The 17,213-nt window shown below is 31.9% G+C and carries 15 protein-coding genes; 6 read left to right on the forward strand and 9 right to left on the reverse strand.

What is annotated here, in order from left to right; genetic code table 11:
- Positions 1–199: 199 nt before the first annotated feature.
- Positions 200–1,765, forward strand: coding sequence for an NAD(P)H-hydrate dehydratase (locus tag P8K68_RS02915; RefSeq protein ID WP_300248024.1), 1,566 nt, complete (start codon positions 200–202; stop codon positions 1,763–1,765).
- Positions 1,766–1,821: 56 nt separating this feature from the next.
- On the opposite strand, the gene P8K68_RS02920 is transcribed toward P8K68_RS02915, so the two are convergent.
- The 6 genes from P8K68_RS02920 to P8K68_RS02945 all read right to left on the reverse strand — a co-directional run bounded on the left by P8K68_RS02920 (position 1,822) and on the right by P8K68_RS02945 (position 7,245).
- The gene (locus P8K68_RS02920; RefSeq protein WP_300248026.1) at positions 1,822–3,195 is read right to left on the reverse strand and encodes a TlpA disulfide reductase family protein; all 1,374 of its coding nucleotides are present in this window, start codon (positions 3,193–3,195) and stop codon (positions 1,822–1,824) included.
- Positions 3,196–3,289: 94 nt separating this feature from the next.
- Complete coding sequence (locus P8K68_RS02925) at positions 3,290–4,144, reverse strand: substrate-binding domain-containing protein (protein WP_300248028.1); 855 nt, start codon at positions 4,142–4,144, stop codon at positions 3,290–3,292.
- Positions 4,145–4,157: 13 nt separating this feature from the next.
- Positions 4,158–5,027 (reverse strand): nucleoside phosphorylase, encoded by an 870-nt coding sequence (locus P8K68_RS02930; protein ID WP_300248030.1) that lies wholly within the window; start codon positions 5,025–5,027, stop codon positions 4,158–4,160.
- The gene (locus tag P8K68_RS02935; RefSeq protein ID WP_300248032.1) at positions 5,017–5,958 is read right to left on the reverse strand and encodes a DUF1835 domain-containing protein; all 942 of its coding nucleotides are present in this window, start codon (positions 5,956–5,958) and stop codon (positions 5,017–5,019) included. The genes P8K68_RS02930 and P8K68_RS02935 overlap by 11 nt, the downstream gene beginning before the upstream one ends.
- 3 nt (positions 5,959–5,961) lie before the next feature.
- Entirely contained in the window at positions 5,962–6,291 is a 330-nt protein-coding gene (locus P8K68_RS02940) for a translation initiation factor (protein ID WP_300248035.1), read from the reverse strand.
- A gap of 3 nt (positions 6,292–6,294) precedes the next feature.
- Positions 6,295–7,245, reverse strand: coding sequence for a 2-oxoglutarate and iron-dependent oxygenase domain-containing protein (locus P8K68_RS02945; RefSeq protein ID WP_300248037.1), 951 nt, complete (start codon positions 7,243–7,245; stop codon positions 6,295–6,297).
- Positions 7,246–7,380: 135 nt separating this feature from the next.
- On the opposite strand from P8K68_RS02945, the gene P8K68_RS02950 reads away from it, so the two are divergent.
- The gene (locus tag P8K68_RS02950) at positions 7,381–9,384 is read left to right on the forward strand and encodes a dehydrogenase E1 component subunit alpha/beta (protein WP_300248039.1); all 2,004 of its coding nucleotides are present in this window, start codon (positions 7,381–7,383) and stop codon (positions 9,382–9,384) included.
- Between the two features lie 169 nt (positions 9,385–9,553).
- Here the strand turns inward: P8K68_RS02950 and P8K68_RS02955 are convergent, their stop codons facing one another.
- Positions 9,554–9,688, reverse strand: a complete 135-nt coding sequence (locus P8K68_RS02955) for a hypothetical protein (RefSeq protein ID WP_300248040.1) — start codon at positions 9,686–9,688, stop codon at positions 9,554–9,556.
- Between the two features lie 783 nt (positions 9,689–10,471).
- On the opposite strand from P8K68_RS02955, the gene P8K68_RS02960 reads away from it, so the two are divergent.
- Positions 10,472–11,143 carry a hypothetical protein gene (locus tag P8K68_RS02960; RefSeq protein ID WP_300248042.1) on the forward strand — a complete coding sequence of 224 codons (672 nt, stop codon included), beginning with the start codon at positions 10,472–10,474 and terminating at the stop codon, positions 11,141–11,143.
- Between the two features lie 132 nt (positions 11,144–11,275).
- Here the strand turns inward: P8K68_RS02960 and mgrA are convergent, their stop codons facing one another.
- Together mgrA and P8K68_RS02970 are read right to left on the reverse strand one after the other, a co-directional pair.
- Positions 11,276–12,289: an L-glyceraldehyde 3-phosphate reductase gene (gene mgrA / locus P8K68_RS02965; protein WP_300248046.1), complete on the reverse strand. Its 1,014-nt coding sequence runs from the start codon at positions 12,287–12,289 to the stop codon at positions 11,276–11,278.
- Positions 12,290–12,485: 196 nt separating this feature from the next.
- Positions 12,486–13,796 (reverse strand): sulfatase-like hydrolase/transferase, encoded by a 1,311-nt coding sequence (locus P8K68_RS02970; RefSeq protein ID WP_300248048.1) that lies wholly within the window; start codon positions 13,794–13,796, stop codon positions 12,486–12,488.
- 170 nt (positions 13,797–13,966) lie between these two features.
- Between P8K68_RS02970 and P8K68_RS02975 the strand changes: the two genes are divergently transcribed.
- From P8K68_RS02975 to P8K68_RS02985, 3 genes are all read left to right on the forward strand, one after another.
- Positions 13,967–15,526 (forward strand): DEAD/DEAH box helicase family protein, encoded by a 1,560-nt coding sequence (locus tag P8K68_RS02975; RefSeq protein ID WP_300248050.1) that lies wholly within the window; start codon positions 13,967–13,969, stop codon positions 15,524–15,526.
- Positions 15,527–15,765: 239 nt separating this feature from the next.
- Entirely contained in the window at positions 15,766–16,602 is an 837-nt protein-coding gene (locus P8K68_RS02980; RefSeq protein ID WP_300248052.1) for a C-GCAxxG-C-C family protein, read from the forward strand.
- A gap of 22 nt (positions 16,603–16,624) precedes the next feature.
- Complete coding sequence (locus P8K68_RS02985) at positions 16,625–17,119, forward strand: hypothetical protein (RefSeq protein ID WP_300248054.1); 495 nt, start codon at positions 16,625–16,627, stop codon at positions 17,117–17,119.
- Positions 17,120–17,213 lie beyond the last annotated feature (94 nt).

Raw genomic sequence — 17,213 nt, forward strand, 5'->3', positions numbered from 1 at the left:
TTATAAAAAAACTAAAATAAGTTTTTTACAATATTCTTATCTTCAATCACAATTCGTTTATAAATAACGACTAATTGTTATAAGAAATGAAAAATCTATAATTGCATTTACATGAAACTTCCATAACAAGAATTCGATATGAAAGCGAATGACTAAATGGAAGTATAGTGTGACCACCAAAAAAAGAATAATATAGCATATGAAAGTATTTTCTAAAGAACAGATTTACGAAGGAGACGAACTAACTGCCGAGCGCCAAAAGATTACGTCAACCGATTTAATGGAACGTGCTGGAACTCAAATTTTCAACTGGATGCACGCTAGAATGCAAGGTGCACAGGTGCCCATTCATGTATTTTGCGGAATAGGAAATAATGGGGGTGATGGATTAGTAATTGCTCGCCATTTAATAACCCATGGTTATAACGTAAATACTTTTGTAATTAATTGCAGTAATAAACGCTCAAAGGATTTTTTAGTTAATTATGATCGTATTAAAAATGTTACTAAAAAATGGCCTGTTCTTTTAAATTGTGCTGAAGATTTTCCAGAAATACAACCTGATGATATAATTGTTGATGCTGTTTTTGGTATTGGTTTAAATAGACCAGTGGATCAATGGGTTAAAAAATTATTTATGCATTTTAGAGCTAGTAAAGCGTATACATTATCTATAGATATTCCTTCTGGACTATTCGTTGATAAATGTGTAGATGATGAAGATGCCGTAGTTTGGGCTGGTTTTACTTTAAGTTTTGCATCTCCAAAATTAGTCTTCTTTTTACCTGAAACGGCAAAATACACGGTGCAATGGGAAGTTTTAGATATTGGACTAGATCAGGAATTTCTTTTTAAGACAGAGACAGAAGTTGAATTAATAGGGAAACTGGAAGTACTACCTAATTATATTCCTCGTGAAAAATATTCGCATAAAGGACAATTTGGTCATGCATTAATTATTGGTGGTAGTTATGGTCAAATAGGGGCGGTAACATTGGCAAGTCGAGCAACGCTATCTGCTGGCGCTGGTTTAGTTTCTGCTTATATACCAAAATGTGGATACCATGCTATTCAATCTTCATTTCCGGAGGCCATGGTGATTACGGATAGTGATGAAGAAAAAATCACATCGATAAAATTTGATATTAAACCTACAGTAGTTGGGTTTGGAATAGGAGCAGGGACGGATACCCAAACGGTATCGGCATTTACTGCTTTTTTAAAAACTAATAAGTCACCATTAGTGATTGATGCTGATGGTGTAAATATACTTTCAAAAAAGAAAACTTTATTAAAATTATTACCTGAAATGACCGTTTTAACACCACATCCTAAAGAGTTAGAGCGTTTAATTGGCACTTGGAAAGATGATTTTGATAAATTGAAAATAGTAAAAGCCTTTTCAAAAAAACATAACGTTATTATCGTGATAAAAGGAGCAAATAGCATTACTGTTTTCGACAATAAACTTTATATAAATACCACTGGAAATCCTGGACTATCCACGGCTGGTAGTGGTGATGTGCTTATGGGAATCGTTACTGGATTAATTTCTCAGGGTTATAATCCTCTAGTAGCAACAATTTTTGGTGTGTATTTACATGGAAAATCTGCTGATATTGCTGTTGAAGATTTTGGATATCAAAGCTTAATTGCTAGCCATGTTATAGATTATTTAGGAGAAGCATATATAGACTTGTTTAAGCAACCAGAACAACCACCACAATCTCAAGAGGAAGAAGAACAAGAAGACGTACAGGGATAAAAAAAGCCGCAACATGCGGCTTTTTAGACAGTCTCTTTTTATAACACTAAATTAAACTATATGTTGAGTTCGTTAAACAGTTCAATTAATTTTTTACTTGATGGTCTTGGTGCATTCGAATCTACAATATTTCCTTTATCATCAATTAAAATAAATCTTGGAATCCCTTGAATTTGATAGTCTTGAATAAATTTAGATTTCCAATCGTTATCTGCAAATAATTGCATTCCAACCAATTTTTTTTCATCAATCATAGCTTTCCATTTGTCATGATCTTTAGCTTGGTCTATAGAAATACTTACGAACTCAATATTTTTTCCATGATACTTTTCTTCAACCTCTTTTAAAAATGGAATTTCTTGTTTACATGGTCCACACCAAGTTGCCCAAACATCAACATAAACATACTTTCCTTTTAAATCATCTAAAGAAGTTTTTCCTCCAGCATAATTTTCATAACCAACAAACTTAGGAGAAGGTTTTCCTTCTGCAAGAGCAGTTAAGTTTTCATACTTCTTAGTTATCAATTTATTATTCTTTTCATTTGAAGAGTTTTCAGAAAACAACTTATAAAAAGCATCTACATCTTTAGAATAAGACATATTATAATTGGCATAATCAAACAACAATGTATTTTTTATATACTCACTTTCAATCAAACTTACAGTTTTTAGAAAAGCCATATCATAAGCTAAAGAATCTTTTTCGCTTAATTTAAACGCTTTATCTCCATAGTAATCGTTTACAATTCCTTTATAATTGTTTGAAAACTTAAAATCTTCATCATTAGTATAATCTACATTTTTAACTTTTTTCAAAAACTCATCAGATACTTTAAAATCTTGTTTTTTAGTGAAATAACTATGCGCTCTTTGATAACTATTCAATTTACTTAAATAGCCATAATTGATGTCTCTTTTTTCTTTTGCTATAAACTCACTCGGTAAGTCTTTGGTATTATTCAATAAATCTTCTTGAGATTTTTTAAAAACCAACATACTTTCTTTGTAATCTCCTTCATTCTTCACAAAAATTTCAGCGCTCTTTTTCGAAAGTTCAATTTCTCCATTTCTTTTAGAAACTAAATAGTTGTTAATTTCAGAACCAACTCCAGTAATTGTTAATGTATTTGTAAAGTCTTTTGCATCATAGGTAATGTTTAAATTATAACCAGGTTCAACTTTAAGGAATACAGGGTTTTTACTATCAAAAAGTATGTAGGTATTTAAATCTGTACTTAATGTATCGGTAAAAGTACCATCAGGAGCAACATCTATTTTTTCTTCAACTGTTCTATCTTCACTATTTATAGTCAAGTTTCCAGCCTGTTTATTAGTTATTTTACCAGAAATAATGGCATAATCAGGTTGTGTTTCTTCTTTACATCCAATTAGAGCTATTGCAAAAGCAATATAAAATATTTTTTTCATTTTTATATTTTTTTCAAGTTCAAAAGTAGGGAATTGCTAAATCGCTTCAACTTATTTTTATAAATTATTAACATTTAGCTATTAGGAAAAGTTACTATAGATTATGAGTTAATTGCTCATAATCAACAATTTTAGGTATAATATTCAAAGTGAATAATTTTTCCTGAACATTCATTATTGTTTTTTCATCAATTAATTCTTGAGACCACTCCGTAATATTCAACCATTCCTGTACATCCTCTAACTGTTGTTCATAACGATTCGCAATAGTTTTATCAATGTAAGGAATGTCTTTAAATTCTATAGTTGTGTTGTTTATAATATTTAAAATCGATTTTAATTCCTTCTTATTAGATTCAATAAAATCTTCTCTCACGGCAATCACAAAACAGGGCCACGGAGAAGGGCAGTTATCAATACGTCTAAATATACCAGTATCTACTAAAGGTTTGGTTGTGAATTTTTCCCATAAAAAATAGTCAGCGACCCCTTCAGTTAAACCCTCTACAGCGCCATCTAAGTTTTTTATGACTTCAAAATCTAAATCTTTTTCTAAATTCCATTCATTATTTTCAGCATTTATATAGGCCATTAAGTGAGACCCAGATCCATATCGACTAATAGCTGCTTTGGTGCCTTTTAATTCTTCTACCGTTTTGTAATTTGAATGATTTGCCACATGAACTCCCCAATTTAGTGGTGTTTGTACAAAGGTTTGCACAATTTTACTCGGGTTTCCGTCTATAATATCTTTGATGATGCCTTCTGTTAAAATAACAGCAATATCGATATCACCATCACGCAACGCTTTACACATTGCTCCAGTACCACCATAATAATCGTGCCAGCGTAAGTTTATATTTTCCTCTTTATACTCGCCATTTTTTAATGTTAAATACCAAGCTAAATTAAAATGTTCTGGCACACCGCCAACGTTTACTTTCTTCATTAAATCAATTGGTTTATTCTGTAATTTTGTTTAGTGTATAAAAGATAAGATTATCTATAGTCTTTGCAGGGTTTTTACTGAATGTGCCAGATGCTCTATTAGCAATAATTGCATTTATAGACATGGCTTCATGCCCTAATAGTTTGGACAACCCATATATAGCTGACGTTTCCATCTCAAAATTTGAAATCATTACATCGTTAAATTTAAAAGCATCCATTTTAGAATTCAATTCGGAATCTTGAATGGGTAACCTTAAAATTCTACCTTGGGGGCCATAAAAACCACCAGCAGTAGCGGTTAACCCTTTATGTGTTTTATTGCTTTCTAGTTTCTTTAGAAGTTTTTGGCTGCCTTCAACAACAATAGGTCTTGCCTTGTATGTATGCCAATTAGTTTGCTTTATAAAAGCATCCTCTATATCTGGATTATTAATGGCGTTTATTTGGTACGCATGCAGCATCCCATTAATATCTAGCCCATGGGTGCTTAAAACAAATTCATCTACAGGGATATGTTTTTGTAAAGAACCCGAAGTTCCAATTCTAATAATATTTAAAACAGTAAGCTCTTTTTTTACTTTTTTTGTTTTTAAATCAATATTAAAAAGAGCATCTAATTCGTTTACAACAATGTCTATATTATCTGGTCCAATACCTGTTGAAATAACACTAATTCGTTTCCCCTTATAAGTCCCTGTATGTGTTTTAAACTCACGTTTCTGTGTTTTGAACTCGATGGTATCAAAAAGTTTTGATACTTTACTTACACGGTCTTGATCGCCAACAAAAATAATTGTTTTTGCAATCTGCTCAGGTTTTAAATTTAAATGATAAATACTACCATCTGGATTTAAAATAAGCTCGGATTCTTTAATGGGCATTTGTTGCGGATTTAATCAGTTTATTTTCAGGTTTACTAAATTGAAATTCTATTTTTTTTACGCCTCCGTATATCATGCCATTATCAATCTCTAGCGCGAAATTATGTTGAGCTAGAATGGCTTCATGACCTTTTCTATTAAGTTCTATCTTTTCGTCTGTGATATCGTAGAATACTTCCAATTGATCTATAATTCTAGATAACTGAAGATCGCCATAACCATAATACCCTTGATAATTTAGGGCATAACCCAGCAAATGATTTTTAGATGTAATACTATATTTATTAATAATTTCAAGGATGTTTCTTTCTAAATTATTTAGACCATCAGAAGAATCTGGAAAGCGTTCTAAATGTGCTTTTAAGCAATTGCTTAAGTATTCAAACGATGAAGGTTTTACAATATATGGTTTGAGTAAATTATGATCTATTCCGCAGTAAATTCCCCAAACTGTTGTTGCTATATCAATATCCTCTTTTTTAAGAAGTACTTTGTTTTTGTAGTGATTAAATAGTTGAGCTGAGTTTAATTCTAATAAAGACTTCAAGTTTTTGCTGCCTTCAACTCGACCACTACAAACAAGGTAAATAGGGAGTTCGATTTTTTTCTGTTTTATAAAACTTATAACTGCAACCATATTAATGTGGCAAAATAAATCATAATCAAACCATAATACAATTTCAGAATAATGTTTAGTATGATTTAATTTATCGAGTTCTGAAGTAATCAAATCGAGGTCTAAATCAATTCCATAAAATTTATCGAAAAAATCTTTTCTGGTTTCTAAAAATGATTCAGAAGCAACCATTTCTGAAGTTGGACCTTCACATAATAGCTCTTGCCATGTTAATTTTTCGCCTTGTATCTTTAAGTCATCAATAATAGTATTTAACTTAGTACCATTAGTTATATGTAATGTTTGATTGCTCATAATTTATCCACCTACTCGTTTCACACTAAATCCTTTATCTTTTAGCATCTGCATGATTTTGTCTCGAAAATCACCTTGGATAATAATTTTATCATCTTTAAAACTTCCGCCAACACTAAGTTTCTTTTTAATCTCTTTTGCAAGTATTTTAAAATCTTCTGTCGCTCCAGTATAGCCTTCAAGTATTGTAATTGGCTTGCCTTTGCGCTTTTCGTATTTACAGAGTATAGGGTCATCCTGTATCCAAATACCAGAAGTGTCATTTATATCAGAAATTGTCTCTTCTTCGGTATGCTCAGGAAATAAATTTTTTAATTGATCTTTTAAATCCATGAATTATTTTTTAATAAGGCCTAATTCAATTAAGCGTTCGTTTAAAAATTCCCCAGCAGTGATATCATCAAAGCGTTTAGGATTTTCTTCATTTATACAACCTTCTAAAACATCTAATTTCATTTCACTAATAGGATGCATGAAAAAAGGAATAGAATAGCGTGATGTTCCCCAAAGTTCTTTTGGTGGATTTATGACTCTGTGTATTGTAGATTTTAGTTTATTGTTGGTATGTCTTGAAAGCATATCCCCAACATTTATCATGACTTCGTCTTTTTCTGCAATAGCGTCAATCCATTCACCTTTATGATTTTGAACTTGCAAACCACGTCCTTGAGCTCCCATTAAAAGCGTGATTAGGTTAATATCGCCATGTGCAGCAGCACGAACAGCCTCCTCTGGCTCTTGGGTTATTGGTGGATAATGAATGGGTCTTAAAATAGAATTTCCATTATAAATATATGCATCAAAATAAGTTTCCTCTAAACCCAAGTGTAAAGCCAGAGCTCGTAAAACGTACTTAGCTGTTTTTTCAAGCATTCTGTAAGTTTCCTTACCAACTTTATTAAATTCTGGTAACTCCTTTACAATAACATTATCAGGGTATTCAGCTTTTAATTTTTCATCATCGTCAACATATTGCCCAAAATGCCAAAACTCCTTTAAATCTCCTTCTTTCTTACCTTTTGCACTTTCTTTTCCAAAAGATACATAACCGCGCTGTCCGCCAATACCTGGTATTTCATATTTACGTTTTTGCTCAGTTGGTAAACTAAAAAAGTTTTTAACCTCTTTGTATAAATTATCGACTAGCGTATCATCAAGAAAATGACCTTTAAGTGCCACAAAACCAATCTCTTCGTAAGCTTTTCCTATAGCATCTACAAAGTTTTGTTTTCTAGTAGGATCTTCAGATAAGAAATCTTTTAAATTAACACTGGGTATAGCGTTCATAAGATGTAATTTTTAAAATGTCGATTAAACAAATGTACAAAAACAATCAAATTAATATATGCTGAGTTATATGCAATTTTTAACATTAATAAATCCTATTTATACTATATTTGATAGTCAAATAAGTATTTTTTTATGAAAATAACAAAAACTTCATCTAACATAAACTACTCCATCGAAATGCTAGATGCAGATACACTTCTATCATTATACAGGAACATGTTAAAACCTAGATTGATAGAAGAAAAGATGCTTATTTTATTAAGACAGGGTAAAATTAGTAAATGGTTTTCTGGTATTGGTCAAGAAGCCATTGCTGTTGGCGTTACTATGGCGATGCATAAGGATGAATATATTTTACCTATGCATAGAAATTTAGGTGTTTTTACTACTAGAAATATTCCGCTTTATAGATTATTTGGCCAATGGCAAGGAAAAGCATCTGGTTTTACAAAAGGTAGAGATAGGTCCTTTCATTTTGGTACACAGCAGTATAAGATTGTGGGTATGATTTCGCATTTGGGTCCGCAATTAGGTGTTGCAGACGGTATAGCATTAGCTTCAAAATTAAAAAACAAACATCAAGTTACAGCTGTCTTTACAGGCGAAGGCGCAACTAGTGAAGGCGACTTTCATGAAGCTTTAAATGTAGCTTCAGTTTGGCAATTACCTGTTTTATTTTGTGTTGAGAATAATGGTTATGGTTTATCAACACCAACAAATGAACAGTACAATTGTAAGGATATTGCAGATAGAGGTTTGGGTTATGGAATGGAATCTCATATTATTGATGGTAATAATATTGTTGAAGTATATACCAAAGTGAATGCATTAGCTGAAACTATTAGAAAAAATCCAAGACCTATATTATTAGAGTTTAAAACCTTTAGAATACGAGGACATGAAGAGGCGAGTGGGACAAAATATGTGCCTCAAGAGCTTATGGATATTTGGGCTGCTAAAGATCCGCTAATAAATTTTCAAGCCTTTTTAAAAGAAAATAATATTTTAACTGAGAATGACGAAGTCGCAATTAAAGAAAAAATCGTTCATGAAATAAATGAACATTTAGAAGTCGCTTTCGCGGAAGAAGATATTATTCCTAATAAAAATGAAGAGTTAGGTGATGTTTATAAATACAATGATTATCAAGAAGTTAATTCTAAATCAAATAGAAAAGAAGTCCGATTTATAGATGCTATTTCTGATAGTTTGAAACAAAGTATGTCGCGTCATGAAGATTTAGTAATCATGGGGCAAGACATTGCTGAATACGGAGGAGCTTTTAAAATTACACAGGGCTTTTTAGAACTATTTGGAAAAGCACGCATACGAAATACACCTATTTGCGAATCAGCTATTATTGAAGTTGCTATGGGGTTATCCATTGCTGGAATAAAAAGTGTTGTTGAAATGCAATTTGCAGATTTTGTGACCTCTGGGTTTAATCCTGTAGTCAATTATTTGGCTAAATCGTATTACAGATGGAATCAAAATGCAGATGTAGTTATACGAATGCCTTGCGGAGGTGGAATTGCTGCTGGACCGTTTCATTCGCAAACAAACGAAGCTTGGTTTACAAAAACCCCCGGATTAAAAGTTGTATACCCAGCATTTCCTTATGATGCCAAAGGGTTGTTAAACACCGCAATTAACGATCCAAACCCCGTATTGTTTTTTGAGCACAAAGGGCTATATAGAAGTATTCGTCAAGAAGTTCCTGTCGATTATTACACCATACCCTTTGGTAAAGCGGCACTTTTAAAAATGGGACATGACATCACTATTATATCGTATGGGGCTGCTATTCATTGGGTTTTAGAAACCTTAGATAATAATCCTGATATTTCAGCAGATGTTATAGATTTAAGAACCCTTCAGCCTTTAGATGTTGAAACCATTTATAATTCGGTAAAGAAAACAGGGAAAGCTATTATTCTGCAAGAAGATTCTTTATTTGGTAGTATTTCTAGTGATATTTCAGCTGAAATTATGGAACATTGTTTTGCTTATTTAGATGCTCCCGTAAAACGTGTTGCTAGTATAGAAACACCAATCCCTTTTGCGAAGCCACTTGAAAATCAATATTTACCAAAAAATAGATTTGAGAACGAGTTAAAAGCACTTTTAAAGTATTAATAATTAATACCTTCATCCGAGAAATTCTTACCGTAACTAAAAAAATGCGATGTATGATATAGACCTCGCATGTACTTCAGATACTAATTTTGTCTAGCACATAATTATAGCTTTTATATGTTATTGCTACATATAAGTCGGAAAAAAACCATAGCTATAAGGTTTTAAATTAGTGTGCGTAACGCTTTGTGCCTTGCCAAACACCATTGTTAGTCATTTGAAAATCTATAATACGCTTACTGGACAATATATTTTCTTGTGTTATAGTACCTAATTGCCTAGATATTTTAGTAATTGATTTCATTTTTAATTGATTTAAAATAGATTGATGAAAGATTTTGATTCAAAAGACGCTACTATGATCTATAGCGTCTTTTGGTGTTCCATTGGCTACTTCTAGTGCCATTTAAAGTCCCTGTTAATGCATTGCTGTTTAAAGTTCTCATAATTTTTGATTTTGATTGATTAATTGATTTTGATTGATGAAAGTTTTTGATTTAAAAGGCGCTACTATGATCTATAGCGTCTTTTAGTGTTCCATTGACTACTTTTAGTGCCATTTAAAGCCCCTGTTAATGCATTGCTGTTTAAAGTTCTCATAATTTTTCGTTTTTGATTGATGTTTTAATTATGGTTCAAATATATTTTAAAACCTTAGTGGTTAGTAATTTAAATATCCGAACTGTTGTTTTATTATGCTGAGCTGTTAATTATCTATAACGTCTTCTAATATTCCATTGGTTACTTTTAGTTTCGTTTAAAGTTCCTGATAATTGATTGTTGTTTAAAGTTCTCATAATTTTTTATTTTAATTGATGATTAATTATTTATTGTTTTTCGATTATACTAGATAGACGACCATAAATTAATTTTGTTACAGTACTATGTATAACAAAGTAATAAATTAACAAATTTTAACAGTTTAGACTCGTAGGGAAGAAGAAAATAGTAGAAATGATAGCTTTTAGGAACGGTTATTGTTAAACCATTATTAAATAATATGTTTAAAATGGTTGTATTTCTAAGAAAGAAATATCTTTGAAAAATAAATACGACTTCAATCCAAATTAAAGATTAGCTTAAATTGATGAAATCTTATATTTTTTTTCTTTTTTTTATATGCATCTCGCTATCTACTCATGCCCAAATAGATAGTAAAAAGAAATCTATATCTATTCCTGCTGTTGAAAGCAAAAAAGATACAGCAGAAACAAGTCCGTTAACACCATCACAACCAATAAAGGATAACAATACTTTTGGTATGAATAGACCAAAAGTGGCTCCGAATTTAGGAATGCCTAAAAAAGAGTTTTCAATGTTTCCGCAGGAAAAATTTGGAAATCCAGGAGAATTATACACAAAGAATCTTGATAAATTAGAAAAAGAACTTTTACCAGAAGGACATGGTTTATATAGTGGTTTAAAAGAAGATGCCTATTGGGGAGATTATACAACTAAATCAAAATATATTGATATAGGTTACAGAGACCACGGGCGTATTGATGGCGATTTACTTCGTGTATTAGTTGATGGCGATGTTATACAGTCTAATATTTCGTTAGTTGGAAGTTTTCAAGGGTTTAGATTAAATCTGAAAGAAGGTTTAAATAAAATTGAGTTCTATGCTATTAATGAAGGCGATTATATTCCAAACACCGCACAATATAGAATTAAAGACGAATGGAATAAAGTTATTTCTGGTAAAATATGGGCACTTTCTAAAGGTGTAAAAGTGACTATTATTATTGTGAAAGAGTAATATTTTACTTTTTTTTACTGAAAATTAGCTTGAATGGTAAAACACTACATATCTCTTACTTTTATTTTTCTGTTTTCTATTTCAAGTTTTTATTAAGTGAAGGAAGGTAAAGAAATTAGAGTTTGTAATAATTTAAGAGATAATTCCATTAATTAACTTCAATTCTTCGGTACTAAAATCTAAATAATCTAAAGCTTTTACATTTTCTTTTAATTGGTTTGAAGAGCTTGCTCCAACCAAAACGGAGGCTACTTGAGGCTGTCTTAATATCCAAGCAATAGCCATTTGAGATAGTTTTTGTCCGCGGTCTTCTGCTAAAACATTCAGTTTTTGAACTTTTCCGATATTATTAGAAACAGTTTCCTTATTTAGATAGGTTAAATCTTTAGCAGCTCTTGAACCTTTAGGAATCCCGTTTAAATATTTATCAGTCAACATACCTTGTGCTAAAGGCGAAAAGGCAATACAACCCACACCATTATTTTCTAAAGTATCAAGAAGACCATCTTCAACCCAACGATCAAACATGGAGTATCTAGCTTGATGTAAAATAAAAGGCACCTTTAACTCTTTTAAGAGCTTAGCTGCTTTTTTAGTGTCTTCAGAATTGTAATTTGAAACACCAACATATAATGCTTTCCCTTGGCGAACAATATCTGCTAGTGCGCCCATAGTTTCTTCTAAAGGCGTATCTGGATCTGGTCTGTGATGGTAAAAAACATCAACATAATCTAAACCCATACGTTTCAAACTTTGGTCTAAACTAGCGATTAAATATTTTCTTGAACCTAAATTACCGTAAGGTCCAGGCCACATATCATAACCAGCCTTTGTAGCTATAAATAATTCATCTCTATAAGGCTTAAAATCTTTCTTAAAAATAGTTCCGAAATTTTCTTCAGCAGACCCATAAGGCGGTCCGTAATTGTTTGCTAAATCAAAATGTGTAATCCCTAAATCAAAAGCAGTTCGTAATATATCTCTACCATTTTGAATGGCATCAACAAAACCAAAATTATGCCATAAACCAATAGACATAGCAGGAAGTAGCACTCCGCTTTGTCCTGTTCTGTTGTATGTCATTTCATTATATCTGGCCTCATTCGCTAAATAGTTTTTTACTCCTGATTTGTCGTTAATCTGCATATTAAAAAAATTTACATAACAAATGTAATGAAAACAAAAAAGCCTTTCAATAACATTATTAAAAGGCTTTTCATAAAGCGTCTAGTTTTTTAATTTTATCTTTATACCATCTAAGAATGCATAGTAATTTATAATCTTAGCGCTCTTCTAAATTTTTGTTACAGGATATCATTAAAAAAAGCTAAAATTTTCATGACTAATTTCTTATCTCTTGAAGTTTTGAAGTTAATTCGTCTTTTATCATACTATTCTCAGTACTTAAAGGTAATCGATTAGCATTCAATAAATTTGGATTTTCCAAACGGTTATTACTTAAATTATATAAGGCTTCAGAACCATTATTGAAATAAATATATTTATGAGTGGCATTTCGTACTGTATAGTCATTGTTTTCTGTGTAGGTATACGCTCTTTTTTCTGAGCTAGAATCACTTAAAAGACCTTTAAAACTTTTACTATCATGAACATCGGTAGTTCCTGCACCAGCAATATCAGCAATTGTAGCGTATAAATCAGTGGTGTTTATAAGTGCATCTTCACTAGCATTGATTCTGGAAACGTTTTTTCCTGAAATAACCATAGGCACATTCACACCGCCTTGATAAATACTGCCTTTTGCACGTCTGGAATTATATTCTTGGGCAACTTTTCCGGGCGTACCATTATCGCCCATAAAAATAATAACTGTATTTTCTTTTTCTGCATCTGAAAGTGAATTTATGAGTCTGCCCATTTCTGTATCTAAAGCTTCAAGAGCAGCCATATAATAGGGAAGTGGATTTGCATCAATACTTCCTTGATCTGAAGCTAATGTACTTTGCGAGTGTAAATCACTTGGTGGTAAGTGAAACGGTGTATGAGGGGCATTATATGCTAACCATAAAAACCAGGGTTTTGATTGTTGATTAACCCAATCAATAGCTAAATCGGTAAATTTTGAAGTTGTATAATCTGTTGAAGCACTTGTTGTGCCGTTAACATTTAATGTCCAATTGTTATAAGAAGGCACACCACCACCCATAAAACCTGCAAAATAATTAATACCCATATCGTTTGGGTGGCTCGTATCTCTTGATAAATGCCATTTTCCAATAACAGCATGTGCATATTCATTATTAGTATTATTATCTAAATACTTTTGCAATGACGTTTCAGAGGTTGAAAGCGGATCATCTACCGCCAAAACATTGGTCCTCAACCCATATTTCCCAGTAATAATACCTGCTCGTGTTGGCGTACAGGTTGGATTAGACCATAAATTATTAAACTTAATGCCCGAATCTATTAAATTTTGAAGGTTGGGCATATTCGGTTTTACACTACCAATATTATAGCCTGGACAAGCATCTAACCCCATATCATCTGCAATAACAAGCAGAATATTAGGGGCGTAATTTGTGTTTCCCATTTCTTCCATTTTGGTATCATCATCAACTGTAGTATAAGAATCTTTACTACAAGCCAATAAAATAAATATTGATAAGAATAATACATATTCGAGTTTCATAAGGGTAACTAATTTGTGTTTCAATAGTTTAGATGCTATTTTTAAAATTAACTTGTGTTAAACTTAAGAAATATTTTTAGTGTTGTTGATATTACTTGAATAATTTCATAGTAATCATGATTGAGAAACCCTTTAAAGGTGTTATTTTTGTTCGTTGCAAAAATTAAAGTATGTCAGTTACAAAAGCAGAATTAGAATTAGAAGAAAGAGCAGAAGGTAAAAATTTATACAGTTACCAAAAAGGTGCTATTGATAAAATTTTCACAGCTTTTGAGGAATCTCCTGAAGATTATCACTTGCTTTATCAACTGCCAACCGGTGGTGGTAAAACGGTGATTTTTTCTGAAATAGTAAGACAGTATTTAAAAACTCACAAGAAGAAAGTTTTGGTGATGACACACCGTATTGAGTTGTGTAAGCAAACATCAAATATGCTTACAGAATTTGGTGTACACAATAAAGTGGTCGATAGTAAAGCAGATTTAAGTGATCAAGCAGAGTTTAGTTGTTTTGTAGCTATGGTTGAAACCTTAAATAACAGACTTAATGATGATAAGTTAGATATCTCAGATATAGGCTTAGTTATTATTGATGAAGCGCATTACAATTCGTTTACAAAACTCTTTAAATTTTTTAGTAAATCCTTTATTTTAGGGGTTACTGCAACACCTTTAAGTTCTAGTATTGAATTACCAATGACTGACAATTATGATGAATTAATTGTTGGTGAAAGTATTGAGTCACTTATTGAAAATGGCTTTTTAGCGCGTGCTGAAATGTTTACTTATAATGTTGGCCTAACCTCTTTAGTAGTTGGAGCTAATGGTGATTACACAGTTAAATCATCAGAAGACCTGTATACTGATAACGATATGTTATCTAAGCTGTTACATGCCTATGAAGAACGTAGTAAAGGAAAGAAGACACTAATTTTTAATAACGGTATAACTACATCTTTACATGTATACGACACCTTTAGAAGAGCTGGCTATCCTGTAGCACATCTAGATAACACAAATACAAAAAAGGAGCGCGCCATGATACTAAAATGGTTTAAGCAAACACCTGACGCTATATTAAGCTCCGTAAGTATTTTAACAACTGGTTTTGATGAACCTACGGTTGATAGTATTATACTTAATAGAGCAACAAAATCGTTAACGCTTTATTATCAAATGATTGGTCGTGGATCTCGTATTCTAAAAGATAAGAAAACATTTTCGGTTATTGATTTAGGAAATAACTTCCATAGGTTTGGGCCATGGGGTGATGGTCTAGATTGGCAGCGTATTTTTAAATCGCCAACATATTACTTAGATGCTATTTTAAGTGATGAAGAATTAGAAAGCAATTTTAGATATGAAATGCCAGATGCTTTACGTGCTGAATTTTCAAAATCCGAAGATGTTCATTTTGATATTCAAAAAACCTATGTAGATTCTATAAGAAACGGCGAATCTTCAAAAGTTGTTTTAGAACGATCTATCGAGCAGCATGGTAAAATTTGCATTGAAAATAGCGAAGATGTTTATGATGCACTGGCATTAGCAAAACAACTTGGTGATGATATAGACTTTAGAATACAACGTTACACCAAGTGTATCAGTAAAAGCACTTACAATTTTGTGGATTGGTTAAAAGGTGACTACAGAAAAAAACTTAATTCTTATTTACGACAAAATTTTGATGAGGTGTTTGAACAAATCCATGGATTTCCTCCTGAGGATTAATGTCTTTTAAAATCCTTTTAATTTCTATCTTCAATTCATTCATTATATTTTATGATAGTGAATAATTTATGACTTAATATCGCTATTAACACACAACCTTCCATAACTTCTTTAATCAACAGCATCAAGTCTTATTATTAAACTTGAAAGCAACAAAAATATATATGTAAACTGATGAATATCATAGGGTTAAGTCACGGTCTTGTGTAACTTACTAGATAAAATATAAACATATTCAGATGGATACCTATAACATCAAAGATGGCCCTAAAGATGGAAAAAAAGTATTTAGGAAATTAGGAACATGCTCACGTACCTTTTTTCATATCCTAAATCGAGAATTCGGACACCCAAAAGCGTTAGAAGAACGTGCTGCTGATGCGTTAGCAGGAGGAATCATGCAGAAAGGACATCAATGCGGCATGCTTTGGGGTGCTTCTATGGCTGCAGGAGCTGAGGCTTACAGAAAATGCAAAAATCAAAATGAAGCTATTGCAGTTGCTGTAAATGCTACACGAAAATTGATGGTATCGTTTTCAAATAGAGAGCTAACTATAAACTGTAGAGCTATTACGCATTGTGATTTTTCAAGCAAATTAAGTATGGCTAAATACGTTTTCTCAGGTCGGTTTTTGCATTGTTTTAACCTTGCTGAACAATGGGCTCCAGAGGCAGTGCAATCTGCTATTGAAGTTTTAACAAAAAAAGAAATCAAATCTTCAATTGAATATATGAGTTGTGCTACTGAAGTGGTAAAGCGTATGGGTGCAAGTGATGAAGAAATGATTATCGTGGCAGGTTTTGCGGGCGGACTAGGATTAAGTGGTGCAGCTTGTGGTGGACTAGCGGCGGCGGTATGGATGAAATCTCTTAAATGGTGTAGAGAAGTAGAAAAAAAATCATCATTAACAAATTCCTATGCCAAAGAAACATTAGATATGTTCTACGAAAAAATGGATTCAAAAATATTGTGCTCTGATATTACGGGAGTTCGTTTTAAGAATATGGATAATCACACAAAACATATCAAATATGGTGGTTGTAAACATCTCATTGAAACACTAGCATATTCTTGATTTCTAAAATAACCTTAGTTAGATGGAATTACTAAATGAATATTTTACACCTTGGATAATATCTAATAGTGTTGCTATTTCAATTTTGATATGTGCTATTTTAAGACCTAAATTAGCACGATTGTTATTTGTTTTGCTATTTCTATGGGCGTTCTGGTTAAACTATACCACAGCTCAAACAAGCCCCAACGATTATATAGAATATGCTAAATTTACGCCGTTTCATTTATACGCTGATTTTATTAATGGATGGTTTAAATCTCATATCGTTTCTATGGTAACCTATATTGCAATTGGGCAGGGTTTAATTGCCATAGGTATGATGTTGAAAGGTTGGATGGTACGTCTAGCATGTATAGGTGCCATTCTCTTTTTTCTAGCTATTTCACCACTTGGTATTGGTTCGGGGTTTCCATTTTCACTTATTTCTATAGTGTCGATTTATGTTATCCTAAAAAAAGATGATTTAAATTATACCAATTATATTTTAAAACAAGCCTTAAAAGTTTCAGTATAGAATTCTGATTTGACTATATTCATAATATTTTGATTATTGATTTCATTTTGCACAGTTATGTGCAGCCATTTCTTTAGCGCTTGGATATTTACAA

Source organism: Algibacter sp. (assembly GCF_029245835.1).
Taxonomy (GTDB): domain Bacteria; phylum Bacteroidota; class Bacteroidia; order Flavobacteriales; family Flavobacteriaceae; genus Algibacter_B.